The 21345-nt window shown below is 58.6% G+C and carries 33 protein-coding genes; all 33 read left to right on the top strand.

The features are described from left to right. Positions 1 to 23 precede the first annotated feature (23 nt). The gene (rpsG, locus tag PA6_RS19615; protein WP_021702712.1) at positions 24 to 494 is read left to right on the top strand and encodes a 30S ribosomal protein S7; all 471 of its coding nucleotides are present in this window, start codon (positions 24 to 26) and stop codon (positions 492 to 494) included. A gap of 30 nt (positions 495 to 524) precedes the next feature. Further along, positions 525 to 2672 (top strand): elongation factor G, encoded by a 2148-nt coding sequence (fusA, locus tag PA6_RS19610; RefSeq protein ID WP_021702711.1) that lies wholly within the window; start codon positions 525 to 527, stop codon positions 2670 to 2672. Between the two features lie 30 nt (positions 2673 to 2702). After that, a complete protein-coding gene (tuf, locus tag PA6_RS19605; RefSeq protein ID WP_021702710.1) occupies positions 2703 to 3896 on the top strand; it encodes an elongation factor Tu in 1194 nt (397 codons plus the stop codon). Between the two features lie 152 nt (positions 3897 to 4048). Next, positions 4049 to 4360, top strand: a complete 312-nt coding sequence (rpsJ, locus tag PA6_RS19600) for a 30S ribosomal protein S10 (RefSeq protein ID WP_003243886.1) — start codon at positions 4049 to 4051, stop codon at positions 4358 to 4360. Positions 4361 to 4443: 83 nt separating this feature from the next. Continuing rightward, positions 4444 to 5079 carry a 50S ribosomal protein L3 gene (gene rplC / locus PA6_RS19595; RefSeq protein ID WP_043217074.1) on the top strand — a complete coding sequence of 212 codons (636 nt, stop codon included), beginning with the start codon at positions 4444 to 4446 and terminating at the stop codon, positions 5077 to 5079. Between the two features lie 14 nt (positions 5080 to 5093). Further along, entirely contained in the window at positions 5094 to 5696 is a 603-nt protein-coding gene (gene rplD / locus PA6_RS19590) for a 50S ribosomal protein L4 (RefSeq protein WP_021702708.1), read from the top strand. After that, positions 5693 to 5992 (top strand): 50S ribosomal protein L23, encoded by a 300-nt coding sequence (gene rplW, locus PA6_RS19585; protein WP_021702707.1) that lies wholly within the window; start codon positions 5693 to 5695, stop codon positions 5990 to 5992. The genes rplD and rplW overlap by 4 nt, the downstream gene beginning before the upstream one ends. A gap of 14 nt (positions 5993 to 6006) precedes the next feature. Continuing rightward, entirely contained in the window at positions 6007 to 6828 is an 822-nt protein-coding gene (rplB, locus tag PA6_RS19580; protein WP_021702706.1) for a 50S ribosomal protein L2, read from the top strand. Positions 6829 to 6844: 16 nt separating this feature from the next. Further along, positions 6845 to 7120 (top strand): 30S ribosomal protein S19, encoded by a 276-nt coding sequence (gene rpsS, locus PA6_RS19575; protein ID WP_003448728.1) that lies wholly within the window; start codon positions 6845 to 6847, stop codon positions 7118 to 7120. Between the two features lie 13 nt (positions 7121 to 7133). Further along, positions 7134 to 7466, top strand: a complete 333-nt coding sequence (gene rplV, locus PA6_RS19570; RefSeq protein ID WP_003210077.1) for a 50S ribosomal protein L22 — start codon at positions 7134 to 7136, stop codon at positions 7464 to 7466. A gap of 13 nt (positions 7467 to 7479) precedes the next feature. Continuing rightward, positions 7480 to 8166 carry a 30S ribosomal protein S3 gene (gene rpsC / locus PA6_RS19565; RefSeq protein WP_021702705.1) on the top strand — a complete coding sequence of 229 codons (687 nt, stop codon included), beginning with the start codon at positions 7480 to 7482 and terminating at the stop codon, positions 8164 to 8166. A gap of 12 nt (positions 8167 to 8178) precedes the next feature. After that, the gene (gene rplP, locus PA6_RS19560; RefSeq protein ID WP_021702704.1) at positions 8179 to 8592 is read left to right on the top strand and encodes a 50S ribosomal protein L16; all 414 of its coding nucleotides are present in this window, start codon (positions 8179 to 8181) and stop codon (positions 8590 to 8592) included. Then, positions 8592 to 8783: a 50S ribosomal protein L29 gene (gene rpmC / locus PA6_RS19555; protein ID WP_021702703.1), complete on the top strand. Its 192-nt coding sequence runs from the start codon at positions 8592 to 8594 to the stop codon at positions 8781 to 8783. The genes rplP and rpmC overlap by 1 nt, the downstream gene beginning before the upstream one ends. A 2-nt stretch (positions 8784 to 8785) precedes the next feature. Beyond that, positions 8786 to 9052, top strand: coding sequence for a 30S ribosomal protein S17 (gene rpsQ, locus PA6_RS19550; protein ID WP_043217079.1), 267 nt, complete (start codon positions 8786 to 8788; stop codon positions 9050 to 9052). 22 nt (positions 9053 to 9074) lie between these two features. Further along, positions 9075 to 9443, top strand: coding sequence for a 50S ribosomal protein L14 (rplN, locus tag PA6_RS19545; protein WP_003243907.1), 369 nt, complete (start codon positions 9075 to 9077; stop codon positions 9441 to 9443). 12 nt (positions 9444 to 9455) lie between these two features. Next, entirely contained in the window at positions 9456 to 9770 is a 315-nt protein-coding gene (gene rplX, locus PA6_RS19540; protein WP_021702701.1) for a 50S ribosomal protein L24, read from the top strand. A gap of 19 nt (positions 9771 to 9789) precedes the next feature. Further along, positions 9790 to 10329 (top strand): 50S ribosomal protein L5, encoded by a 540-nt coding sequence (gene rplE / locus PA6_RS19535; RefSeq protein WP_021702700.1) that lies wholly within the window; start codon positions 9790 to 9792, stop codon positions 10327 to 10329. 12 nt (positions 10330 to 10341) lie between these two features. Continuing rightward, entirely contained in the window at positions 10342 to 10647 is a 306-nt protein-coding gene (gene rpsN, locus PA6_RS19530; protein WP_021702699.1) for a 30S ribosomal protein S14, read from the top strand. Between the two features lie 175 nt (positions 10648 to 10822). Beyond that, positions 10823 to 11215, top strand: a complete 393-nt coding sequence (gene rpsH / locus PA6_RS19525; protein WP_021702698.1) for a 30S ribosomal protein S8 — start codon at positions 10823 to 10825, stop codon at positions 11213 to 11215. A gap of 13 nt (positions 11216 to 11228) precedes the next feature. Beyond that, the gene (gene rplF, locus PA6_RS19520) at positions 11229 to 11762 is read left to right on the top strand and encodes a 50S ribosomal protein L6 (protein ID WP_021702697.1); all 534 of its coding nucleotides are present in this window, start codon (positions 11229 to 11231) and stop codon (positions 11760 to 11762) included. Positions 11763 to 11772: 10 nt separating this feature from the next. Then, positions 11773 to 12123: a 50S ribosomal protein L18 gene (gene rplR, locus PA6_RS19515; RefSeq protein WP_021702696.1), complete on the top strand. Its 351-nt coding sequence runs from the start codon at positions 11773 to 11775 to the stop codon at positions 12121 to 12123. Positions 12124 to 12126: 3 nt separating this feature from the next. Continuing rightward, positions 12127 to 12654, top strand: a complete 528-nt coding sequence (gene rpsE / locus PA6_RS19510) for a 30S ribosomal protein S5 (protein ID WP_021702695.1) — start codon at positions 12127 to 12129, stop codon at positions 12652 to 12654. A 2-nt stretch (positions 12655 to 12656) separates the two neighbouring features. Then, positions 12657 to 12833, top strand: a complete 177-nt coding sequence (gene rpmD, locus PA6_RS19505) for a 50S ribosomal protein L30 (RefSeq protein WP_021702694.1) — start codon at positions 12657 to 12659, stop codon at positions 12831 to 12833. A 3-nt stretch (positions 12834 to 12836) separates the two neighbouring features. Continuing rightward, complete coding sequence (gene rplO, locus PA6_RS19500) at positions 12837 to 13271, top strand: 50S ribosomal protein L15 (RefSeq protein ID WP_021702693.1); 435 nt, start codon at positions 12837 to 12839, stop codon at positions 13269 to 13271. Next, positions 13272 to 14600: a preprotein translocase subunit SecY gene (secY, locus tag PA6_RS19495; RefSeq protein ID WP_021702692.1), complete on the top strand. Its 1329-nt coding sequence runs from the start codon at positions 13272 to 13274 to the stop codon at positions 14598 to 14600. A 31-nt stretch (positions 14601 to 14631) separates the two neighbouring features. Beyond that, positions 14632 to 14748, top strand: coding sequence for a 50S ribosomal protein L36 (rpmJ, locus tag PA6_RS19490; RefSeq protein WP_043217073.1), 117 nt, complete (start codon positions 14632 to 14634; stop codon positions 14746 to 14748). Between the two features lie 133 nt (positions 14749 to 14881). Then, a complete protein-coding gene (rpsM, locus tag PA6_RS19485; protein ID WP_021702691.1) occupies positions 14882 to 15238 on the top strand; it encodes a 30S ribosomal protein S13 in 357 nt (118 codons plus the stop codon). A 30-nt stretch (positions 15239 to 15268) separates the two neighbouring features. After that, entirely contained in the window at positions 15269 to 15658 is a 390-nt protein-coding gene (gene rpsK / locus PA6_RS19480; protein WP_021702690.1) for a 30S ribosomal protein S11, read from the top strand. Between the two features lie 16 nt (positions 15659 to 15674). Next, on the top strand, positions 15675 to 16295 hold the full coding sequence (rpsD, locus tag PA6_RS19475; protein ID WP_021702689.1) for a 30S ribosomal protein S4: 621 nt from the start codon (positions 15675 to 15677) through the stop codon (positions 16293 to 16295). A 22-nt stretch (positions 16296 to 16317) separates the two neighbouring features. After that, positions 16318 to 17319, top strand: a complete 1002-nt coding sequence (locus PA6_RS19470; RefSeq protein ID WP_021702688.1) for a DNA-directed RNA polymerase subunit alpha — start codon at positions 16318 to 16320, stop codon at positions 17317 to 17319. Between the two features lie 43 nt (positions 17320 to 17362). Continuing rightward, the gene (rplQ, locus tag PA6_RS19465) at positions 17363 to 17752 is read left to right on the top strand and encodes a 50S ribosomal protein L17 (RefSeq protein WP_021702687.1); all 390 of its coding nucleotides are present in this window, start codon (positions 17363 to 17365) and stop codon (positions 17750 to 17752) included. Positions 17753 to 17968: 216 nt separating this feature from the next. Next, positions 17969 to 20119, top strand: coding sequence for a catalase/peroxidase HPI (katG, locus tag PA6_RS19460; RefSeq protein WP_021702686.1), 2151 nt, complete (start codon positions 17969 to 17971; stop codon positions 20117 to 20119). A gap of 248 nt (positions 20120 to 20367) precedes the next feature. Beyond that, a partial coding sequence (locus tag PA6_RS19455; RefSeq protein WP_021702685.1) for a hypothetical protein occupies positions 20368 to 21345 on the top strand: 978 nt, incomplete at its 3' end.

The following is a 21345-nucleotide window of genomic DNA, read 5'->3' as shown; positions in this document are numbered from 1 at the left end:
TGAAGACCGTTTGAGGGCTTATCATGCCAAGACGTCGTGTAGCAGCTAAGCGTGAGATTCTGGACGATCCGAAATACGGAAGCCTGATTCTCGCCAAGTTCATGAACCACGTGATGGAAAGCGGTAAAAAGGCCGTTGCCGAGCGCATCGTTTACGGTGCTCTGGAAACCGTCAAAACCCGTAAGAACAGCGATCCCCTGGAAATCTTCGAGAAAGCTCTCGACGCCATCGCTCCGCTGGTCGAAGTCAAGTCCCGCCGTGTAGGCGGTGCTACCTACCAGGTTCCGGTTGAAGTTCGTCCGTCCCGTCGTAACGCCCTGGCCATGCGCTGGCTGGTGGAAAGTGCGCGCAAGCGTGGTGAGAAGTCCATGGCTCTGCGCCTGGCTGGTGAGCTGCTGGATGCCTTCGAAGGCAAAGGCGCTGCCGTCAAGAAGCGTGAAGACGTGCACCGTATGGCCGAGGCCAACAAGGCTTTCTCGCACTACCGCTTCTAATTACGGCATCACTACTTTTGCGAGGGCTTTATGGCTCGTACTACAGCAATTAACCGCTACCGGAACATCGGTATCTGTGCCCACGTTGACGCGGGCAAGACCACCACTACCGAGCGGATCCTGTTCTACACAGGTCTCAGCCACAAGATGGGTGAGGTACACGACGGCGCTGCTACCACCGACTGGATGGTGCAGGAGCAGGAGCGTGGTATCACCATCACTTCCGCGGCGATCACCACCTTCTGGGAAGGTTCGCGTGGTCAGTACGACAAGTACCGCGTAAACGTCATCGACACCCCCGGCCACGTAGACTTCACCATTGAAGTTGAGCGCTCCCTGCGCGTACTGGACGGCGCTGTTGTGGTGTTCTGCGGTACCTCTGGCGTTGAGCCGCAGTCCGAAACCGTATGGCGTCAGGCCAACAAGTACGGTGTTCCGCGTATCGTGTACGTGAACAAGATGGACCGCGCTGGTGCCAACTTCCTGCGCGTCGTCGGGCAGATCAAGAACCGCCTGGGTCACACCCCGGTTCCGGTTCAGCTGGCCATCGGTGCGGAAGATGACTTCCAGGGTCAAGTTGATCTGCTGAAGATGAAGGCCATCTACTGGAACGAGGACGACAAGGGCACCTCTTACCGCGAGGAAGAGATCCCTGCCGAGCTGGTCGACCTGGCCAACGAGTGGCGCAGCAACATGGTCGAGGCGGCTGCCGAGGCCAGCGAAGAGCTGATGAACAAGTACCTGGAAGAGGGCGAGCTGTCGATCGAAGAGATCAAGGCTGGCCTGCGTGCTCGTACCATCGCTTGCGAAATCGTCCCGGCTGTCTGCGGTTCCTCGTTCAAGAACAAGGGCGTGCCCCTGGTTCTGGACGCCGTCATCGACTTCCTGCCTGCTCCGACCGAGATTCCGGCGATCAAGGGTATCCACCCTGATCTGATCGATACTCCGAAGGAAGAGGTTGCCGAAGACCAGTACGACGAGCGTCATGCCGACGATGCTGAGCCGTTCTCCGCTCTGGCGTTCAAGACCGCGACCGACCCGTTCGTCGGTACTCTGACCTTCGTGCGCGTCTACTCGGGCTTCCTGAGCTCCGGTGACTCGGTTCTGAACTCGGTCAAGGGCAAGAAAGAGCGCGTTGGTCGTATGGTGCAGATGCACGCCAACCAGCGTGACGAGATCAAAGAAGTACGCGCTGGCGACATCGCGGCTCTGATCGGCATGAAGGACGTCACCACTGGTGACACCCTGTGCGACATCGAGAAGCCGATCATCCTCGAGCGTATGGACTTCCCGGAGCCGGTAATCTCGGTAGCTGTTGAGCCGAAGACCAAGGCTGACCAGGAGAAGATGGGTATCGCTCTGGGCAAGCTGGCCCAGGAAGACCCGTCGTTCCGCGTCAAGACCGACGAAGAAACCGGCCAGACCATCATCTCCGGTATGGGTGAGCTGCACCTGGACATCCTCGTCGACCGCATGAAGCGCGAGTTCGGCGTTGAGGCCAACATCGGCAAGCCGCAGGTTTCCTACCGTGAAACCATCACCGGCGTTAACGTCGAGATCGAAGGCAAGTTCGTTCGCCAGTCCGGTGGTCGTGGTCAGTTCGGTCACTGCTGGATCCGCTTCTCGGCCGCTGATGTGGACGACAAGGGCAACATCACCGAAGGTCTGGTGTTCGCCAACGAGGTTGTGGGTGGTGTGGTTCCGAAGGAATACATCCCGGCTATCCAGAAAGGTATCGAAGAGCAGATGAAGAACGGCGTCGTTGCCGGTTATCCGCTGATCGGCCTGAAGGCGACCGTGTTCGATGGTTCCTACCACGACGTCGACTCCAACGAGATGGCGTTCAAGATCGCTGCGTCCATGGCGACCAAGCAGCTGGCCCAGAAGGGCGGCGGCAAGGTGCTGGAGCCGATCATGAAGGTCGAAGTAGTGACTCCCGAGGACTACATGGGTGACGTGATGGGTGACCTGAACCGTCGTCGTGGTCTGATCCAGGGTATGGAAGATTCGGTTTCCGGTAAGGTAATCCGTGCTGAAGTTCCGCTGGGCGAGATGTTCGGTTATGCGACCGACGTTCGTTCCATGTCTCAGGGTCGCGCCAGCTACTCCATGGAATTCTCCAAGTACGCAGAAGCTCCGTCGAACATCGTCGAAGCGCTGGTTAAAAAACAAGGCTAATCCCGCCCTTTAAGTAAGAGGTTTACTGTCGTGGCTAAGGAAAAATTCGAACGTAACAAACCGCACGTCAACGTTGGCACCATCGGTCACGTTGACCACGGTAAAACCACTCTGACCGCTGCTCTGACCCGTGTCTGCTCCGAAGTATTCGGTTCGGCCAAGGTCGACTTCGACAAGATCGACTCGGCTCCGGAAGAGAAGGCTCGTGGTATCACCATCAACACTGCTCACGTTGAGTACGACTCGGCTGTTCGCCACTACGCGCACGTTGACTGCCCGGGCCACGCCGACTACGTGAAGAACATGATCACCGGTGCTGCCCAGATGGACGGCGCGATCCTGGTTTGCTCGGCCGCCGATGGTCCGATGCCGCAGACCCGTGAGCACATCCTGCTGTCCCGTCAGGTAGGCGTTCCTTACATTGTCGTGTTCCTGAACAAGGCCGACATGGTTGATGACGCCGAGCTGCTGGAACTGGTCGAGATGGAAGTTCGCGACCTGCTGTCCACCTATGACTTCCCGGGTGACGACACTCCGATCATCATCGGTTCCGCTCTGATGGCTCTGAACGGCCAGGACGACAACGAGATGGGTACCAGCGCTGTGAAGAAGCTGGTCGAGACTCTGGATGCCTACATCCCTGAGCCGGTTCGCGCCATCGACATGCCGTTCCTGATGCCGATCGAAGACGTGTTCTCGATCTCCGGTCGTGGCACCGTGGTAACTGGTCGCGTTGAGCGCGGTATCGTCAAGGTTCAGGAAGAGATCGAGATCGTCGGTCTGCGTCCGACCACCAAGACCACCTGCACCGGCGTGGAAATGTTCCGCAAGCTGCTCGACGAAGGTCGTGCTGGCGAGAACTGCGGCGTGCTGCTGCGCGGCACCAAGCGTGATGAAGTCGAGCGTGGTCAGGTTCTGGCCAAGCCGGGCACCATCAAGCCGCACACCAAGTTCGAAGCTGAAGTGTACGTGCTGTCCAAAGAAGAAGGTGGTCGTCACACCCCGTTCTTCAAGGGCTACCGTCCGCAGTTCTACTTCCGTACCACCGACGTAACCGGTTCGTGCGAGCTGCCGGAAGGCGTTGAGATGGTAATGCCGGGCGACAACATCAAAATGGTTGTCACCCTGATCAAGCCGATCGCCATGGACGACGGCCTGCGTTTCGCAATTCGCGAAGGCGGCCGTACCGTTGGCGCCGGCGTGGTTGCCAAAGTCATCGAGTAATCGACGACTGCTGGAGAAAGGGGCCCTTCGGGGCCCTTTTCTTTTAACTGGTTAAAAGTTGACACCCCCGGGGGGCATCCGTACAATCACGCCTCCTTTTAACGGGCGTAGTCCGTCCGTTGGGGAAAGCAGAGATAGAGTCTGAGGTCAAAATGCAAAACCAACAAATCCGTATTCGGTTGAAGGCTTTTGACCATCGCCTGATCGATCAATCCACCCAGGAAATCGTGGAAACCGCGAAACGTACTGGTGCTCAGGTGCGTGGTCCTATTCCTCTGCCTACTCGCAAAGAGCGGTACACCGTTCTGATCTCCCCGCACGTCAATAAAGACGCGCGTGATCAGTACGAAATTCGTACCCACAAGCGTGTGCTGGACATCGTTCAGCCGACGGATAAAACCGTCGACGCGCTGATGAAGCTCGACCTTGCGGCAGGCGTGGAAGTGCAGATCAGCCTCGGCTAAAACCTGGCGGTTTTAGTCGTGTAACGCTCTGAAATGGGCGGCCATAGCGGGTGAAAGCCCCGTACACTCATGAGGTTTACAACATGACTATTGGTGTAGTCGGTCGGAAAGCGGGTATGACCCGTATTTTCACCGAAGAAGGTGTCTCCATTCCGGTTACGGTCATTGAGATCGAGCCGAATCGTGTCACCCAGTTCAAATCCGAAGAAAGCGATGGCTACCGTGCTGTGCAGGTGACTGTGGGCGAGCGTCGTGCTTCCCGCGTTACCAAGGCTCAGGCCGGTCACTTCGCCAAGGCTAATGTCGCTGCTGGTCGTGGCGTCTGGGAATTCCGCCTGGAAGAAGGCGAGTACCAGGCTGGCGATCAGATCACTGCCGAACTGTTCCAAGCTGGCCAGCTGGTAGACGTTACCGGTGAGTCCAAAGGTAAAGGCTATGCCGGTACCATCAAGCGCTGGAACTTCCGCGGTCAGGACAATACCCACGGTAACTCCGTTTCCCACCGCGCTCCGGGCTCCATCGGCCAGTGCCAGACTCCTGGTCGTGTATTCAAGGGCAAGAAAATGTCCGGTCATCTTGGCGCCGAGCGCGTGACCGTACAGTCCCTGGAAGTGGTCCGTGTCGACGCCGAGCGTAATCTGCTGCTGGTCAAGGGGGCCGTTCCGGGCGCTACCGGTGGCGACGTGCTGGTGCGTCCGGCTGTCAAAGCTCGCGGTTAATAGGGGAAGCTGAGATGCAACTGAATGTAAATGGCGCTCAGGCTATCGAAGTCAGCGAGCGCACGTTCGGCGGTGAGTTCAACGAGACTCTGGTACACCAGGCTGTCGTCGCCTACATGGCTGGCGGTCGTCAGGGTACCCGTGCTCAGAAAACTCGCGCTGAAGTCACCGGTGGTGGCAAAAAGCCGTGGCGCCAGAAGGGCACTGGTCGTGCTCGTTCCGGTTCCAGCGTTGGCCCGATCTGGCGTGGCGGTGGCGTGACCTTCGCTGCCAAGCCGCAGGATCACAGCCAGAAGCTGAACAAGAAGATGTACCGCGCTGCTCTGCGCTCCATCCTCTCCGAGCTGGTTCGTCTGGATCGTCTGGTCGTGGTTGAAGACTTCGCTGTCGAAGCTCCGAAAACCAAGGCTCTGCTGGGCAAGCTGAACGGCATGGGTCTGAGCGATGTGCTGATCGTCACCGAGGCCGTTGACCAGAATCTGTACCTGGCTGCGCGCAACCTGCCGCACGTTGATGTTCGTGACGTTCAAGGCACCGATCCGGTCAGCCTGATCGCCTTCGACAAAGTGCTGGTAACCGTGTCGGCCGTGAAGAAATTCGAGGAGCTGCTGGCATGAACCAGGAACGCGTATTCAAAGTGCTGGTTGGCCCGCACATCTCCGAGAAAGCCTCCGTGCTGGCAGATGGTAAGAGCCAATTCGTTTTCAAGGTTGCCGTTGATGCAACCAAGCTGGAAATCAAGAAGGCCGTTGAAAGCCTGTTCAGCGTCAAAGTGGACGAGGTTCGCACTGTCAACGTACAGGGCAAGACCAAGCGTACCGCTCGCGGCCTGGGCAAGCGCAACGACTGGAAGAAGGCGTATGTCTCCCTCCAGGCTGGCCAAGATCTCGATTTCACCAGCAGTGCTGAGTAAGGTAGGGGCGCATCATGGCAATTGTTAAATGCAAACCGACTTCCGCTGGCCGCCGTTTCGTGGTCAAAGTGGTCAATCAGGAGCTGCACAAAGGCGCTCCTCATGCTCCGCTGCTCGAGAAGAAGTCGAAGACTGGCGGCCGTAACAACAACGGTCGTATCACCACTCGCCACATCGGCGGTGGCCACAAGCAGCACTACCGTCTGGTCGACTTCCGTCGCAATAAGGATGGCATCCCTGCCGTCGTTGAGCGCGTGGAATACGATCCGAACCGTACCGCCCACATCGCTCTGCTGAAATATGCCGACGGTGAGCGTCGCTACATCATCGCGCCGAAAGGCGTGAGCGCTGGCGATCAACTGGTATCCGGTGCTGCTGCTCCGATCAAGGCCGGTAACTGCCTGCCGCTGCGCAATATCCCTGTTGGTTCGACCGTTCACGGTATCGAGCTGAAGCCGGGTAAAGGCGCTCAGCTGGTTCGTTCCGCTGGTGCTTCCGCCCAGCTGGTAGCCCGTGAAGGTGCCTACGTCACCCTGCGTCTGCGCTCCGGCGAGATGCGCAAGGTTCTCTCCGAGTGCCGTGCAACCCTGGGTGAAGTATCCAACTCCGAGCACAGCCTGCGCTCCCTGGGTAAAGCCGGTGCCAAACGTTGGCGTGGCGTTCGCCCGACCGTTCGTGGTGTTGCCATGAACCCGGTCGACCACCCGCATGGTGGTGGTGAGGGCCGTACTTCTGGTGGTCGTCACCCGGTTTCGCCGTGGGGCTTCCCGACCAAGGGTGCGAAGACCCGTGCGAACAAGCGTACCGACAACATGATCGTTCGCCGCCGTAAGTAATTAGAGGGATACGACAGTGCCGCGTTCTCTGAAAAAAGGTCCTTTTATCGATCTTCACCTACTGAAGAAGATCGAAGTGGCGGTGGAAAAGAACGATCGCAAGCCGGTTAAAACCTGGTCGCGTCGCTCCATCATTCTGCCGCAGATGGTCGGTCTGACCATCGCTGTGCATAACGGTCGTCAACATGTCCCGGTCCTCGTGAACGAAGACATGGTCGGCCACAAACTCGGCGAGTTCGCTGGTACCCGCACTTATCGTGGGCACGCTGCGGACAAGAAAGCCAAGCGTTAAGGGGTAAGGAAAGATGGAAGTAGCCGCTAAGCTGTCGGGCGCTCGAATCTCCGCCCAGAAAGCCCGCTTGGTCGCCGACCAGATCCGCGGGAAGAAGGTGGGCGAAGCGCTCAACCTGCTGGCTTTCAGTTCGAAGAAAGCCGCCGAGATCATCAAGAAAGTGCTGGAGTCGGCCGTTGCCAACGCCGAGCACAACGAAGGCGCAGACGTTGATGACCTGAAGGTCAGCACCGTTTTCGTCAACGAGGGGCGTTCGCTTAAGCGCATCATGCCGCGTGCCAAAGGCCGTGCTGATCGCATCGTCAAGCGGTCTTGCCATATCACTGTCAAGGTTGCGGACAAGTAACGGAGTCGATCAGATGGGTCAGAAAGTACATCCCGTTGGCATCCGCCTGGGAATCGTCAAGGAGCACACCTCCGTCTGGTACGCAGAAAAGCGTCAATACGCTGATTATCTGCTGGCCGACCTGCAGGTTCGTGAGTATCTCCAGGACAAACTAAAAAGCGCGTCCGTAAGCCGCATCGACATCGCTCGCCCGGCTCAAACCGCACGCATCACCATCCACACCGCTCGTCCCGGCATCGTGATCGGCAAGAAAGGTGAAGATGTTGAGAAGCTGCGTCAGGACCTGACCAAGCAAATGGGTGTGCCGGTGCACATCAACATCGAAGAGATCCGCAAGCCGGAACTCGACGGTATGCTGGTAGCTCAGAGCGTTGCTCAGCAGCTGGAGCGCCGCGTTATGTTCCGTCGTGCCATGAAGCGCGCCGTGCAGAACGCCATGCGTATTGGTGCCAAGGGCATCAAGATCCAGGTAAGCGGTCGTCTCGGTGGTGCGGAAATCGCCCGTACCGAATGGTATCGCGAAGGTCGTGTGCCCCTGCACACCCTGCGTGCCGATATCGATTACGCCACCTACGAAGCGCACACCACTTACGGTGTGATCGGTGTGAAGGTGTGGATCTTCAAAGGCGAGGTCATTGGTGGCCAGCTGGAAGAGTCCAAGCCTGCCGCTCCGGCGCCGCGTAAAAAAGCTGCTAAGTAAGGAGTACGCAAAATGCTGCAACCCAAGCGTACAAAATTCCGCAAGCAAATGACCGGCCACAACCGTGGTCTGGCTCAGCGCGGTAGCAAGGTCAGCTTCGGCGAATTCGCCCTGAAAGCTGTTTCCCGTGGTCGCCTGACTGCTCGTCAAATCGAAGCAGCCCGTCGTGCCCTGACTCGTCACGTGAAGCGTGGCGGTAAAATCTGGATCCGCGTGTTCCCGGACAAGCCGGTTACCAAAAAGCCCCTCGAAGTTCGTATGGGTAAAGGTAAGGGTGGCGTCGAGTACTGGGTAGCCCAGATCCAGCCGGGCAAGGTGCTGTACGAGATCGAAGGTGTTCCGGAAGAGCTGGCGCGTGAGGCTTTCGCCCTGGCTGCTGCAAAGCTGCCCCTCGCCACCTCCTTTGTTAAGCGGACGGTGATGTGATGAAAGCGAAAGAACTCCGTGAAAAATCGGTTCAGCAGCTGAACGAGCAACTGCTCGGCCTGCTGCGCGACCAGTTCAATCTGCGTATGCAGAAGGCGACTGGTCAGTTGGGGCAGTCTCACCTGCTCTCGCAAGTGAAGCGCGACATCGCTCGCGTGAAAACTGTGCTCAACCAGCAGGCAGGTAAGTGATCATGGCTGAAGCAGAGAAAACCGTCCGTACGCTGACCGGCCGTGTCGTCAGCGACAAAATGGACAAGACCATCACCGTTCTGATCGAGCGTCGCGTCAAGCACCCGATCTACGGTAAGTACGTGAAGCGTTCGACCAAGCTGCACGCCCACGACGAAAGCAACCAGTGCAAAATCGGCGACAAGGTCACCATTCGTGAGACCCGTCCGCTGGCCAAGACCAAGTCCTGGGCCCTGGTGGAAATCGTCGAACGTGCCGTGGAAGTCTAAGGACTAAGGGTCGGAGAAAGATATGATTCAGACTCAATCCATGCTCGACGTCGCTGACAACAGCGGTGCTCGTCGCGTTATGTGCATCAAGGTCCTTGGTGGTTCGCACCGTCGTTATGCCGGTATCGGCGACATCATCAAGGTCACCGTGAAGGAAGCGATTCCGCGCGGCAAGGTGAAGAAAGGCCAGGTGATGACCGCTGTTGTGGTCCGCACCCGTCACGGCGTACGCCGTGCCGATGGCTCGATCATCCGCTTCGACGGCAACGCCGCTGTTCTGCTGAACAACAAGCAAGAGCCGATCGGCACCCGTATCTTCGGGCCGGTGACTCGTGAACTGCGTTCCGAGAAGTTCATGAAGATCGTCTCGCTCGCCCCCGAAGTGCTCTAAGGAGAAGCCGTCATGCAAAAGATTCGTCGTGACGACGAGATCATCGTCATCGCCGGCAAAGACAAGGGCAAGCGCGGCAAGGTGCTGAAAGTGCTGGCTGACGATCGTCTGATCGTCGGCGGCATCAACCTCGTCAAGCGTCATACCAAACCGAACCCGATGGCTGGTGTTCAGGGCGGTATCGTCGAGAAAGAGGCGCCGCTGCACGTTTCCAACGTCGCTATCTTCAACGGCGAAACCAACAAGGCTGACCGTGTTGGTTTCAAAGTCGAAGACGGTAAGAAAATTCGTGTCTTCAAGTCCACCCAAAAGCCGGTTGGCGCTTGAGAATCATAGGTAAAACACCATGGCACGACTGAAAGAGATTTACCGGAAAGAAATCGCGCCCAAGCTGAAGGAAGAACTTCAGCTGGCCAACGTGATGGAAGTTCCGCGCGTTACCAAAATCACCCTGAACATGGGTCTTGGCGAAGCGATCGGTGACAAGAAAATCATCGAAAACGCTGTTGCCGACCTGGAAAAGATCACCGGTCAAAAGCCCGTCGTGACCTTCGCTCGCAAGTCCATTGCTGGCTTCAAGGTTCGTGAAGGTTGGCCGATCGGTGTCAAGGTGACCCTGCGTCGCGATCGCATGTACGAATTCCTGGATCGCCTGCTCTCCATCTCCCTGCCGCGCGTGCGTGACTTCCGCGGCCTGAATGCCAAGTCCTTCGATGGTCGTGGCAACTACAGCATGGGTGTCAAAGAGCAGATCATCTTCCCGGAAATCGATTACGACAAGATCGATGCTCTGCGTGGTCTGGACATCACCCTGACCACCACCGCCCGTACGGACGATGAAGGTCGCGCCCTGCTGCGCGCCTTCAAGTTCCCGTTCCGCAACTGATTGGAGTAGGAAATGGCCAAGAAGAGCATGAAAAACCGCGAGCTGAAGCGTCAGCTGACGGTTGCCAAGTTCGCTAAGAAGCGTGCTGAGCTCAAAGCTGTGATTGCCAACCCGAACTCCACTCCGGAGCAGCGTTGGGAAGCCCAGATCGCCCTGCAAAAGCAACCGCGTGACGCCAGCGCCAGCCGCCTGCGTAACCGTTGCCGCATCACCGGCCGTCCGCACGGCGTGTACCGCAAGTTCGGCCTCGGCCGTAACAAGCTGCGCGAAGCTGCGATGCGCGGTGATGTACCGGGTCTGGTGAAAGCCAGCTGGTAATGAAAGCGAAGCCGGCCTAGTGCCGGCTTTGTTTTATCGATCAAGCCCCTTTTGGGGCTTGATTCATTTTTGATCGATCTCTAGAATGTCCGGCTCTCCTGAGCCTGGCATTTGCCGAGCTCGTGGATGGTTCCAGCCGAAAGGCTGTTCTTTTTGTTTTAGGAGCATCTAGCCCATGAGTATGCAGGACCCGTTAGCGGACATGCTAACTCGTATCCGTAATGCCCAGATGGCTGAAAAGTCGGTAGTAAGCATGCCGTCTTCCAAGCTGAAGGTGGCAGTAGCCAACGTTCTCAAGAACGAAGGTTACATCGCGGGATACCAGGTCAGCAGCGACGCCAAGCCGCAGCTGTCCATCGAGCTGAAGTATTTCGAAGGCCGTCCGGTCATCGAAGAAGTGAAGCGCGTCAGCCGTCCTGGCCTGCGCCAGTACAAGCCTGTCGACCAGCTGCCGAAAGTTCGTGGCGGTCTGGGCGTTTCCATCGTCTCCACCAACAAAGGTGTGATGACTGATCGTGCTGCACGTGCTGCCGGTGTCGGCGGTGAAGTGCTCTGCACCGTGTTCTAAGGGGGGGATAAGCATGTCTCGCGTTGCTAAGAACCCCGTTAAGCTGCCGGCTGGTGTCGAGGTCAAACTCGCAGGCCAACAGCTTTCGATCAAGGGCGCCAAGGGCACCCTCGAACTGAACGTTCACTCGTCCGTGGAGGTCATCCAGGACGCCGGTGAGCTGCGTTTTGCCGCCCGCAATGGCGATCAGCAGAACCGCGCCATGGCCGGTACCACTCGTGCACTGGTCAACAACATGGTCATTGGCGTGAGCCAAGGCTTCGAGCGCAAGCTGCAGCTGGTTGGTGTCGGTTACAAGGCCCAGGCCAAGGGCCAGGTGCTGAACCTCGCGCTGGGCTTCTCCCACCCGATCGACTACGAACTGCCGCAAGGCGTTACCGCTGAAACCCCCAGCCAGACCGATATCCTGATCAAGGGCATCGACAAGCAGCTGGTCGGTCAGGTGGCTGCGGAGATCCGCGACTTCCGTCGTCCTGAGCCGTACAAAGGCAAAGGCGTGCGTTATTCCGACGAAGTCGTACGTCGCAAAGAAGCTAAGAAGAAGTAGGGCATAGCAAATGAGCGAAAAGAAAGAAACTCGTCTGCGTCGCGCTCGCAAGGCACGCCTGAAAATGCGCGAGCTGGAAACCGTACGCCTCAGCGTGTACCGCTCTTCCCAGCACATCTACGCCCAGGTCATTTCGGCCGACGGCGCCAAGGTTCTGGCCAGCGCCTCGACCCTGGACAAAGAACTGCGTGACGGCGCCACTGGCAACGTCGACGCGGCCAAGAAAGTCGGCCAGCTGGTCGCCGAGCGCGCGAAAGCCGCTGGCGTTACCCAGGTAGCGTTCGACCGTTCTGGCTTCAAGTACCACGGCCGCGTGAAAGCGCTGGCTGATGCTGCTCGTGAAGGCGGGCTGGAGTTCTAAGTTATGGCAAATAACGAGCAAAAGCGCGATCGCGGCAACCGTGACGAGGCCCAGAGCGACGGCTACACCGAGAAGCTGGTCCAGGTTAACCGTGTTGCCAAGACCGTAAAGGGTGGCCGTATCTTCACCTTCACCGCGCTGACCGTGGTGGGTGATGGCAATGGTCGCGTCGGTTTCGGTCGCGGCAAGTCCCGCGAAGTGCCGGCCGCCATCCAGAAAGCGATGGAAGCTGCGCGTCGCAACATGATTCAGGTCGACCTGAATGGCACCACTCTGCAGTACCCGATGAAGTCCGTCCATGGCGCGTCCCACGTGTTCATGCAGCCGGCTTCCGAAGGTACCGGCATCATCGCCGGCGGCGCCATGCGTGCCGTGCTGGAAGTGGCTGGCGTGCAGAACGTCCTGGCCAAGTGCTATGGCTCCACCAACCCGGTGAACGTGGTGTACGCCACCTTCAAGGGTCTGAAAGCCATGCAGTCCCCGGCTTCCGTGGCTGCCAAGCGTGGCAAGAGCGTCGAGGAGATTCTCTGATCATGGCTACCGTAAAAGTTACTCTGATCAAGAGCACCAACGGCCGTCTGGCCAACCACAAAGCTTGCGTCAAGGGCCTGGGCCTGCGTCGCATTGGTCACTCCGTGGAAGTTCAGGACACTCCTGAAAACCGCGGCATGATCAACAAGGCTTACTACCTGCTGCGTGTAGAGGGTTAATCCATGCAACTGAACGATCTGCGTTCCGCGCCGGGTGCCCGTCGCGAGAAGCACCGTCCGGGCCGTGGCATCGGTAGCGGTCTGGGCAAAACTGGTGGCCGCGGTCACAAAGGTCAGACCTCTCGTACCGGTGGCTCCATTGCCCCGGGCTTCGAGGGTGGCCAGCAGCCGCTGCACCGCCGTCTGCCGAAGTTCGGCTTCGTTTCCCTGAAAGCCATGGATCGCGCCGAAGTGCGTACCTCCGAGCTGGCTAAAGTGGAAGGCGACGTCGTTACTGTGCAGTCGCTGAAGGATGCCAACGTGATCAACCAAAACGTACAGCGTGTGAAAGTCATGCTGTCCGGCGAGGTTACTCGTGCGGTCACCCTGAAAGGTATCGCCGCCACCAAAGGTGCGCGTGCGGCCATCGAAGCAGCTGGCGGCAAGTTCGAGGACTAAATGGCTAAGCAAGGTGCTCTCTCTGCGCTCAGCAATGGCGGGTTGTCCGAGCTCTGGACTCGGCTGCGTTTTCTGTTCCTGGCGATCATCGTCTATCGGATCGGCGCGCACATTCCGGTGCCCGGAATCAACCCTGACCGGCTGGCCGACCTGTTCCGGCAGAACGAGGGGACCATTCTTAGCCTGTTCAACATGTTTTCCGGCGGCGCGCTGGAGCGGATGAGCATCTTTGCACTGGGGATCATGCCGTACATTTCGGCATCGATCATCATGCAGCTGATGACCGCCGTCAGCCCGCAGCTGGAGCAGTTGAAAAAGGAAGGGGAAGCTGGCCGTCGCAAGATCAGCCAGTACACCCGCTACGGCACTCTCGTCCTGGCGATCATTCAGGCTGTCGGCATGTCCGTCGGTCTGGCCAGTCAGGGCGTAGCGTTCTCGGTTGATTTCGGCTTCCACTTCGTGGCGGTGACGACCTTCGTGGCCGGCGCCATGTTCATGATGTGGCTGGGCGAGCAGATCACCGAGCGCGGTGTCGGAAACGGTATCTCGATGCTGATTTTTGCAGGCATCGTGGCCGGTCTGCCGTCGGCAATCGGGCAGTCTTTCGAGTCTGCTCGCCAGGGTGATATCAACATCTTCGCCCTGATTGCCATCGGCCTGCTGGCGGTAGCGATCATCGGTTTCGTGGTGTTCATTGAGCGTGGCCAGCGTCGCATTGCGGTGCACTACGCCAAGCGTCAGCAGGGCCGCAAGGTCTTCGCTGCGCAGACCAGCCACCTGCCGCTGAAGGTGAACATGGCGGGTGTAATCCCGGCCATCTTTGCCAGCAGCATCCTGCTGTTCCCGGCTTCGCTGGGGACCTGGTTCGGTCAGTCCGAAGGTATGGGCTGGCTGCAGGACATCTCGCAGGCCATCGCTCCCGGTCAGCCGTTGAACATTCTGCTGTTTAGTGCAGGGATCATCTTCTTCTGCTTCTTCTATACGGCGCTGATGTTCAACCCGAAAGACGTAGCGGAAAACCTGAAGAAGTCCGGTGCCTTTATTCCGGGTATCCGTCCGGGTGAGCAATCCGCGCGCTATATCGATGGCGTGCTGACCCGCTTGACCATGTTCGGTGCTCTGTACATGACGGCCGTTTGCCTCCTCCCGCAGTTCCTGCAGGTGGCTGCCAACGTTCCGTTCTACCTTGGCGGGACCTCGTTGCTGATCGTGGTCGTGGTTGTGATGGACTTTATGGCCCAAGTGCAATCTCACCTCGTTTCGCACCAGTACGAATCCCTGATGAAGAAAGCCAACCTGAAGGGCTATGGCGGCGGCATGCTCCGCTGAGATAGCGTCCGTAAGGTTCTAGGAGTTACTGATGAAAGTTCGTGCATCGGTCAAGAAGCTGTGCCGCAACTGCAAGGTCATCCGTCGCGACGGCGTCGTGCGCGTGATCTGCAGCGCGGAGCCGCGTCACAAGCAGCGCCAAGGCTGAGTGTGATTCACGCGTAATGAGCCCGGCAGCTAGTGCGCTGCCGGGTTGATTCTTTGTTATTACAGCGTTAATATCGCGCGCCCTATTTCTTGGCTTCCAGGGCGTGGGTAGCTGTCAATTGGAGTTCCACTGAATGGCCCGTATTGCAGGCGTCAACATTCCGGATAACAAGCACACTGTTATCTCGCTGACCTACATCTACGGTGTTGGTCGCACCACTGCACAGAAAATCTGTGCAACCACCGGTGTCAATCCGGCGGCAAAGATCAAAGATCTCTCTGACGAGCAGATCGAGCAGCTGCGTGGCGAAGTCGCAAAACTCACCACCGAGGGTGACCTGCGCCGCGAAATCAACATGAAAATCAAGCGTCTGATGGACCTGGGCTGCTACCGCGGTCTGCGTCACCGCCGTGGCCTGCCGGTCCGCGGTCAGCGCACCAAGACCAACGCGCGCACCCGTAAGGGCCCGCGTAAGCCGATCCGCAAGTAATTGCGCCCGCGAATCGACAGGAAATAAGTCATGGCTAAGCCTGCTGCTCGTACTCGTAAGAAAGTCAAAAAGACAGTGGTGGATGGCATCGCCCATATCCACGCTTCTTTCAATAACACCATCGTGACCATCACCGACCGTCAGGGCAACGCCCTGTCCTGGGCTACCTCCGGTGGCTCCGGTTTCCGCGGCTCCCGTAAGTCCACTCCGTTCGCTGCCCAGGTGGCTGCCGAGCGTGCTGGCCAGGCTGCTCTGGAATACGGCCTGAAGAACCTCGACGTCAACGTCAAAGGTCCGGGCCCGGGTCGCGAATCCGCTGTGCGTGCTCTGAACGCCTGCGGCTACAAAATCGCCAGCATCACCGACGTGACGCCTATCCCGCACAACGGGTGCCGTCCGCCGAAGAAGCGTCGCGTGTAATAGGAGACAGTGAAGAATGGCTCGTTACATTGGTCCCAAGTGCAAACTGTCTCGTCGTGAAGGCACCGATCTCTTCCTGAAGAGTGGTGCGCGCGCGCTCGAATCCAAGTGCAATATCGAATCGGCTCCTGGTCAGCACGGCGCTCGTCGTGGTCGCCAGTCCGACTACGGTACCCAGCTGCGTGAGAAGCAGAAAGTCCGTCGTATCTACGGCGTGCTGGAGCGTCAGTTCAGCGGTTACTACAAGGAAGCTGCCCGTAAGAAAGGCGCTACCGGTGAGAACCTGCTGCAGCTGCTGGAATGCCGTCTGGACAACGTGGTTTACCGCATGGGCTTTGGTGCCACCCGCGCCGAATCCCGTCAGCTGGTATCGCACAAAGCCATCACCGTGAACGGTTCGACCGTGAACGTCCCGTCCTACCAGGTCAAAGCTGGTGACGTCGTGGCAGTTCGCGAAAAGGCCAAGAACCAGCTGCGCGTTGCCCAGGCTCTCGAGCTGTGCGCCCAGCGTGGTCGCGTTGAGTGGGTTGAAGTGGATGCTGAGAAGAAGTCTGGCGTGTTCAAAAGCGTCCCGGCTCGCAGCGATCTGTCCGCCGACATCAACGAAAGCCTGATTGTCGAGCTCTACTCCAAGTAAGGGCTAGAAAATAGGTGCATCCATGCAGATTTCGGTAAATGAGTTCCTGACCCCCCGTCACATCGACGTTCAGGCGGTCAGTCCGACCCGCGCCAAGATCACCCTCGAGCCTCTCGAGCGTGGTTTTGGCCATACCCTGGGCAACGCGCTGCGTCGCATCCTGTTGTCCTCCATGCCTGGCTGTGCAGTAGTCGAGGCCGAGATCGACGGCGTACTCCACGAGTACTCCGCCATCGAGGGCGTGCAGGAAGATGTGATTGAGATCCTGCTCAACCTGAAAGGCCTGGCCATCAAGCTGCACGGTCGTGACGAAGTCACCCTGACTCTGGCCAAAAAGGGCTCGGGTGTGGTCACTGCTGCCGATATCCAGCTGGATCACGACGTCGAGATCGTCAATGGCGATCACGTAATCGCCAACCTGGCGGACAACGGCGCTCTGAACATGAAACTCACCGTGCGTCGTGGCCGTGGCTACGAGCCGGCTGATGCTCGTCAGAGCGATGAAGACGAAAGCCGTAGCATCGGCCGTCTGCAGCTGGACGCTACGTTCAGTCCGGTCCGTCGTGTGGCCTACGTGGTGGAAAACGCCCGTGTCGAGCAGCGTACCAACCTGGACAAGCTGGTCATCGACCTGGAAACCAACGGCACCCTGGATCCTGAAGAGGCCATCCGTCGTGCCGCGACCATCCTCCAGCACCAACTGGCGGCCTTCGTTGATCTGAAGGGCGACAGTGAGCCGGTAGTGGTCGAGCAGGAAGACGAGATCGATCCGATCCTCCTGCGCCCGGTTGACGACCTCGAGCTGACCGTACGTTCGGCCAACTGCCTCAAGGCGGAGAACATCTACTACATCGGTGATCTGATTCAGCGCACCGAAGTAGAGCTGCTGAAAACTCCGAACTTGGGTAAGAAGTCCCTGACCGAGATCAAGGACGTCCTGGCCTCCCGTGGTCTGTCCCTCGGCATGCGCCTCGACAACTGGCCGCCGGCAAGTCTGAAGAAGGACGATAAGGCTACTGCCTGATCGTCCGTAATCACCGAACCGAAAGTTTGGTAAGGAATTAATCATGCGTCATCGTAAAAGTGGCCGTCACCTGAGCCGCACCAGCGCCCACCGCAAGGCCATGTTCCAGAACATGGCGGTGTCGCTGTTCGAACACGAACTGATCAAGACCACCCTGCCTAAAGCCAAGGAACTGCGCCGCGTTGCCGAGCCGCTGATCACCCTGGCCAAGGTAGACAGCGTCGCCAACCGTCGTCTGGCCTTCGACCGTACCCGTTCGAAAGCCATTGTTGGCAAGCTGTTCAACGATCTGGGCAAGCGTTACGCCACCCGTCAGGGCGGCTATCTGCGCATCCTCAAGTGCGGTTTCCGCGCTGGCGACAACGCCCCTATGGCGTACGTCGAGCTGGTTGACCGTCAGGTCGCTGGTGAGGCTGTAGAAGCTGCTGAATAAGCTGCTTCCGCTCCACAAGAAACCGGGCCCTGCGCCCGGTTTTTTGCTTTCTGGCGTCGCTGTTGCCAGCCATCGCGCCGATGAATGCATTCTGAGAGATAAAAACTATCGGTTGATTGCTTTTCATAAATTGGCCCTCTTTCCAGGGCGGGTCTAGTCTTCTCCCATCGTCGGCCGCAGTTGAAGGGACCGACCCGATGAAGAAAGGAGAGAACAATGTCGAACCCAGGTAAATGTCCGTTCCACCACGTTGCCGGTGGCGGCACCTCGAACCGGGACTGGTGGCCTAACCAGCTTCGCGTAGATCTGCTCAACCAGCATTCGGAAAAGTCCAACCCGCTCGGCGAGCAGTTCAACTACGCCGAAGCCTTCAAGAAGCTCGACTACAAGGCGCTCAAGGCCGACCTTGTGAAGTTGATGACCGATTCTCAGGACTGGTGGCCCGCCGACTTCGGCCACTATGGTCCGCAGTTCATCCGCATGGCCTGGCACTCCGCCGGTACCTACCGCACCACCGATGGTCGTGGCGGCGGCGGTCGTGGCCAGCAGCGCTTCGCGCCGCTCAACTCCTGGCCGGACAACGTCAACATCGACAAGTCGCGCCGCCTCCTGTGGCCGATCAAGCAGAAGTACGGCCAGCAGATTTCCTGGGCTGACCTGTTCATCCTCGCCGGCAACGTTGCGCTGGAGTCCATGGGCTTCCGTACCTTCGGCTTTGCCGGCGGTCGTGAGGACACCTGGGAACCGGACCAGGATGTCAACTGGGGCGCCGAGATGCAGTGGCTGGGGGTCGACCCGGAGCGGGTCAAGGACAGTCGCGAGCTGAACGGCCCCTTCGGCGCCACCCACATGGGCCTGATCTATGTGAACCCGGAAGGGCCGAATGCCAGCGGTGACTACCTGGAGGCGGCCAAGGACATTCGCGCCACCTTCTACCGCATGGCCATGAACGACGAGGAGATCGTTGCCTTGATCGCCGGCGGCCACACCTTCGGCAAGGCCCACGGTGCCGCACCTGAGTCGCACAAGGGGCCGGAGCCGGAAGCTGCGCCGATCGAGGCTCAGGGTCTGGGCTGGATGAGCAACTTCGGCAGTGGCCATGGCAAGGACACCATCTCCAGCGGCATCGAGGTGACCTGGACCAAGACCCCGGCGCTGTGGAGCAACAACTTCTTCGAGAATCTGTTCAAGTACGAGTGGGAGCTGACCAAGTCGCCCGCCGGCGCCAAGCAGTGGGTCGCCAAGGATGCCCCGGAGATCATTCCGGATGCGCATATCCCGGGCAAATTCCACAAGCCGACCATGCTCACCACCGACCTGACGCTGCGCTTCGATCCGGAGTTCGGCCGGATCTCCAAGAGCTTCCTGGATGATCCGCAGGCCTTCGCCGATGCCTTTGCCCGCGCCTGGTTCAAGCTGACCCACCGCGACATGGGGCCGAAGGCCCGCTACCTGGGTCCGGAAGTGCCGAAGGAAGACCTGATCTGGCAGGACCCGCTACCGGCAGCCACGCACAACCCGAGTGCCGCCGATATCGCCGACCTCAAGGCGAAGATCGCCGCCTCCGGCCTGTCGGTGGGTGATCTGGTGTCGGTGGCTTGGGCCTCGGCCTCCAGTTTCCGTGGCAGCGACAAGCGTGGTGGCGCCAATGGTGCGCGCCTGGCACTGGCGCCGCAGAAGGACTGGGCGGTCAACCAGCGGGCGATCAAGGCCCTGCCCAAACTGGTGGAGATCCAGAAGGCTTCCGGCAAGGCATCCCTTGCGGACGTGCTGGTGCTCGCCGGTAACGTGGGCGTGGAACAGGCTGCCAAGGCCGCCGGGGTCAGCGTCGACGTGCCGTTCGCGCCTGGTCGGGTCGATGCCCGGCAGGATCAGACCGATGTCGAGTCCTTCGCCGCGCTGGAGCCGGTGGCCGATGGCTTCCGCAACTACAACAAGGGTAATCTGGGCGTGCCGACCGAGGCGCTGCTGATCGACAAGGCTCAGCTGCTGACCCTGACCGCCCCCGAGCTGACCGCGCTGGTCGGTGGTCTGCGTGTGCTGGGCGCCAACCATGACGGCAGCGCGCATGGCGTGTTCACCGACAAGGTTGGTGCGCTGTCCAACGACTTCTTCGTCAACCTGCTGGACATGGGGGTTGAGTGGAAGGCGACCGGCGCCGATGCCGAGCTGTTCGAAGGCAAGTGCCGCAAGACCGGCCAGGTGAAGTACAGCGGTACCCGTAACGATCTGATCTTCGGCTCCAACTCGATCCTGCGGGCCTATGCCGAGGTCTACGCTAGTGCCGACGGCCAGCAGAAGCTGGTCAGGGACTTCGTCGCCGCCTGGACCAAGGTGATGAACTTGGATCGCTTCGATCTGGCTTGAGGTGCTGTTATTGTGGCGACGAAGCCCCGCTCATAGCGGGGCTTCGTCGTTCTGGGCTTTTCAATACTGCCGCAATTCTCTCGCTTGATGCAGGGCGACTGAGTTTCCTCCGGCTACGTCACCGATGTCTCGTCATTGATAGGGCTTGGAGAGTAAAATTCTAAGTTTTGATGCAAAAAAGCTGGCGATGACAGCCGGCGCCGGGAGTGTCGGGCCGATACTGATCGAATCAATTGAGAGAGGTGAGAATGCGTTTTAGTCGTGCCAGCGGCGCCTTGTCTGCCTCTATTTGGGCCTGGCTGTTATTGAGCGCATTGACCTTGGGATATGCCCTGGCGATATACGCCCATATACCTGCAGTAAAGATCGTAGCTACCTACGGTTTGTATCAGCTGCTCTTTGCTTTTATGGTTTGGCTCTTGATCTTTGAGCGAAAACCATTGTTGCCAGCGGTCACCCCGCGGGCGTGCTTTGGCGCTATCTGCTTGGTCAGTCTCGTGGTCTACGTGTGCACATCCTATGTAGAGACTGTTCTGCCGTTATATGTGAAGACTTATCCCATTGCCGAGCTTGATGCTGGAGGTGGCTGGATTTCTGACACAGCATTTCACGTCTCACTGATAAAGAGCATTGCTGGTCTCGGTTATCCCAGCATTTCTCTGCATGGAACACCGCTGACGGCCTATCATGCGCTTACACATTATGCTGATGCTGTTGTCTCGCGTATTGTGATTCTTGATGTGTTCGAATCATATGGCCTGCTGACGCTGATCAAGACCTCTTTGTTCATGTCTGCAGCGCTTCTCAGCTTCGCTAAGCTGCTGGAGAGGCATGGTCAGATTGTACTGCTGGGCGTCGCAGTAGTCGGCCTACCTATCTTGGTAGGTACTTGGCATCCGGTACTCTCGCACGGTCTCTGGTTGCCCTGCTTGATACTTACCCTCGCTATGCATTTTGTGGTCAGTTCTTTGCTCAGGCGCGAGTTGCCGACCTGGTCGGAGCTGCTTGGGCTGATTGCGATTTGCATTGCTTGTGGTCTTGGTAAGGTCTCGGCGGGCTTTATGCTCGCTTGTTTGATCGGTTGCTGGTTGGTAGCCAAAGGACCATTTGCGACGAGGACCTTAGTATTTGGCGTGGTCACGGCGCTTTTCTTTTATCTGTATGGACATCTATTTATTTCAGAGGTCAATCAGATTCAAACGGGGCTCAGCGCCACTGCTTTAAGG

Source organism: Aquipseudomonas alcaligenes NBRC 14159 (genome assembly GCF_000467105.1).
GTDB lineage: Bacteria > Pseudomonadota > Gammaproteobacteria > Pseudomonadales > Pseudomonadaceae > Aquipseudomonas > Aquipseudomonas alcaligenes.
Note: the sequence above shows the minus strand (reverse complement) of the source record. Positions and strands in the feature narration are given on the sequence as shown.

What these genes read in the sequence shown, in the direction of transcription:
- rpsG (WP_021702712.1), top strand. Translation starts at nt 24, where the DNA reads ATGCCAAGACGTCGTGTAGCAGCTAAGCGTGAGATTCTGGACGATCCG.
- fusA (WP_021702711.1), top strand. Translation starts at nt 525, where the DNA reads ATGGCTCGTACTACAGCAATTAACCGCTACCGGAACATCGGTATCTGT.
- rpsJ (WP_003243886.1), top strand. Translation starts at nt 4,049, where the DNA reads ATGCAAAACCAACAAATCCGTATTCGGTTGAAGGCTTTTGACCATCGC.
- rplC (WP_043217074.1), top strand. Translation starts at nt 4,444, where the DNA reads ATGACTATTGGTGTAGTCGGTCGGAAAGCGGGTATGACCCGTATTTTC.
- rplD (WP_021702708.1), top strand. Translation starts at nt 5,094, where the DNA reads ATGCAACTGAATGTAAATGGCGCTCAGGCTATCGAAGTCAGCGAGCGC.
- rplW (WP_021702707.1), top strand. Translation starts at nt 5,693, where the DNA reads ATGAACCAGGAACGCGTATTCAAAGTGCTGGTTGGCCCGCACATCTCC.
- rplB (WP_021702706.1), top strand. Translation starts at nt 6,007, where the DNA reads ATGGCAATTGTTAAATGCAAACCGACTTCCGCTGGCCGCCGTTTCGTG.
- rplV (WP_003210077.1), top strand. Translation starts at nt 7,134, where the DNA reads ATGGAAGTAGCCGCTAAGCTGTCGGGCGCTCGAATCTCCGCCCAGAAA.
- rpsC (WP_021702705.1), top strand. Translation starts at nt 7,480, where the DNA reads ATGGGTCAGAAAGTACATCCCGTTGGCATCCGCCTGGGAATCGTCAAG.
- rplP (WP_021702704.1), top strand. Translation starts at nt 8,179, where the DNA reads ATGCTGCAACCCAAGCGTACAAAATTCCGCAAGCAAATGACCGGCCAC.
- rpmC (WP_021702703.1), top strand. Translation starts at nt 8,592, where the DNA reads ATGAAAGCGAAAGAACTCCGTGAAAAATCGGTTCAGCAGCTGAACGAG.
- rpsQ (WP_043217079.1), top strand. Translation starts at nt 8,786, where the DNA reads ATGGCTGAAGCAGAGAAAACCGTCCGTACGCTGACCGGCCGTGTCGTC.
- rplN (WP_003243907.1), top strand. Translation starts at nt 9,075, where the DNA reads ATGATTCAGACTCAATCCATGCTCGACGTCGCTGACAACAGCGGTGCT.
- rplX (WP_021702701.1), top strand. Translation starts at nt 9,456, where the DNA reads ATGCAAAAGATTCGTCGTGACGACGAGATCATCGTCATCGCCGGCAAA.
- rplE (WP_021702700.1), top strand. Translation starts at nt 9,790, where the DNA reads ATGGCACGACTGAAAGAGATTTACCGGAAAGAAATCGCGCCCAAGCTG.
- rpsN (WP_021702699.1), top strand. Translation starts at nt 10,342, where the DNA reads ATGGCCAAGAAGAGCATGAAAAACCGCGAGCTGAAGCGTCAGCTGACG.
- rpsH (WP_021702698.1), top strand. Translation starts at nt 10,823, where the DNA reads ATGAGTATGCAGGACCCGTTAGCGGACATGCTAACTCGTATCCGTAAT.
- rplF (WP_021702697.1), top strand. Translation starts at nt 11,229, where the DNA reads ATGTCTCGCGTTGCTAAGAACCCCGTTAAGCTGCCGGCTGGTGTCGAG.
- rplR (WP_021702696.1), top strand. Translation starts at nt 11,773, where the DNA reads ATGAGCGAAAAGAAAGAAACTCGTCTGCGTCGCGCTCGCAAGGCACGC.
- rpsE (WP_021702695.1), top strand. Translation starts at nt 12,127, where the DNA reads ATGGCAAATAACGAGCAAAAGCGCGATCGCGGCAACCGTGACGAGGCC.
- rpmD (WP_021702694.1), top strand. Translation starts at nt 12,657, where the DNA reads ATGGCTACCGTAAAAGTTACTCTGATCAAGAGCACCAACGGCCGTCTG.
- rplO (WP_021702693.1), top strand. Translation starts at nt 12,837, where the DNA reads ATGCAACTGAACGATCTGCGTTCCGCGCCGGGTGCCCGTCGCGAGAAG.
- secY (WP_021702692.1), top strand. Translation starts at nt 13,272, where the DNA reads ATGGCTAAGCAAGGTGCTCTCTCTGCGCTCAGCAATGGCGGGTTGTCC.
- rpmJ (WP_043217073.1), top strand. Translation starts at nt 14,632, where the DNA reads ATGAAAGTTCGTGCATCGGTCAAGAAGCTGTGCCGCAACTGCAAGGTC.
- rpsM (WP_021702691.1), top strand. Translation starts at nt 14,882, where the DNA reads ATGGCCCGTATTGCAGGCGTCAACATTCCGGATAACAAGCACACTGTT.
- rpsK (WP_021702690.1), top strand. Translation starts at nt 15,269, where the DNA reads ATGGCTAAGCCTGCTGCTCGTACTCGTAAGAAAGTCAAAAAGACAGTG.
- rpsD (WP_021702689.1), top strand. Translation starts at nt 15,675, where the DNA reads ATGGCTCGTTACATTGGTCCCAAGTGCAAACTGTCTCGTCGTGAAGGC.
- PA6_RS19470 (WP_021702688.1), top strand. Translation starts at nt 16,318, where the DNA reads ATGCAGATTTCGGTAAATGAGTTCCTGACCCCCCGTCACATCGACGTT.
- rplQ (WP_021702687.1), top strand. Translation starts at nt 17,363, where the DNA reads ATGCGTCATCGTAAAAGTGGCCGTCACCTGAGCCGCACCAGCGCCCAC.
- katG (WP_021702686.1), top strand. Translation starts at nt 17,969, where the DNA reads ATGTCGAACCCAGGTAAATGTCCGTTCCACCACGTTGCCGGTGGCGGC.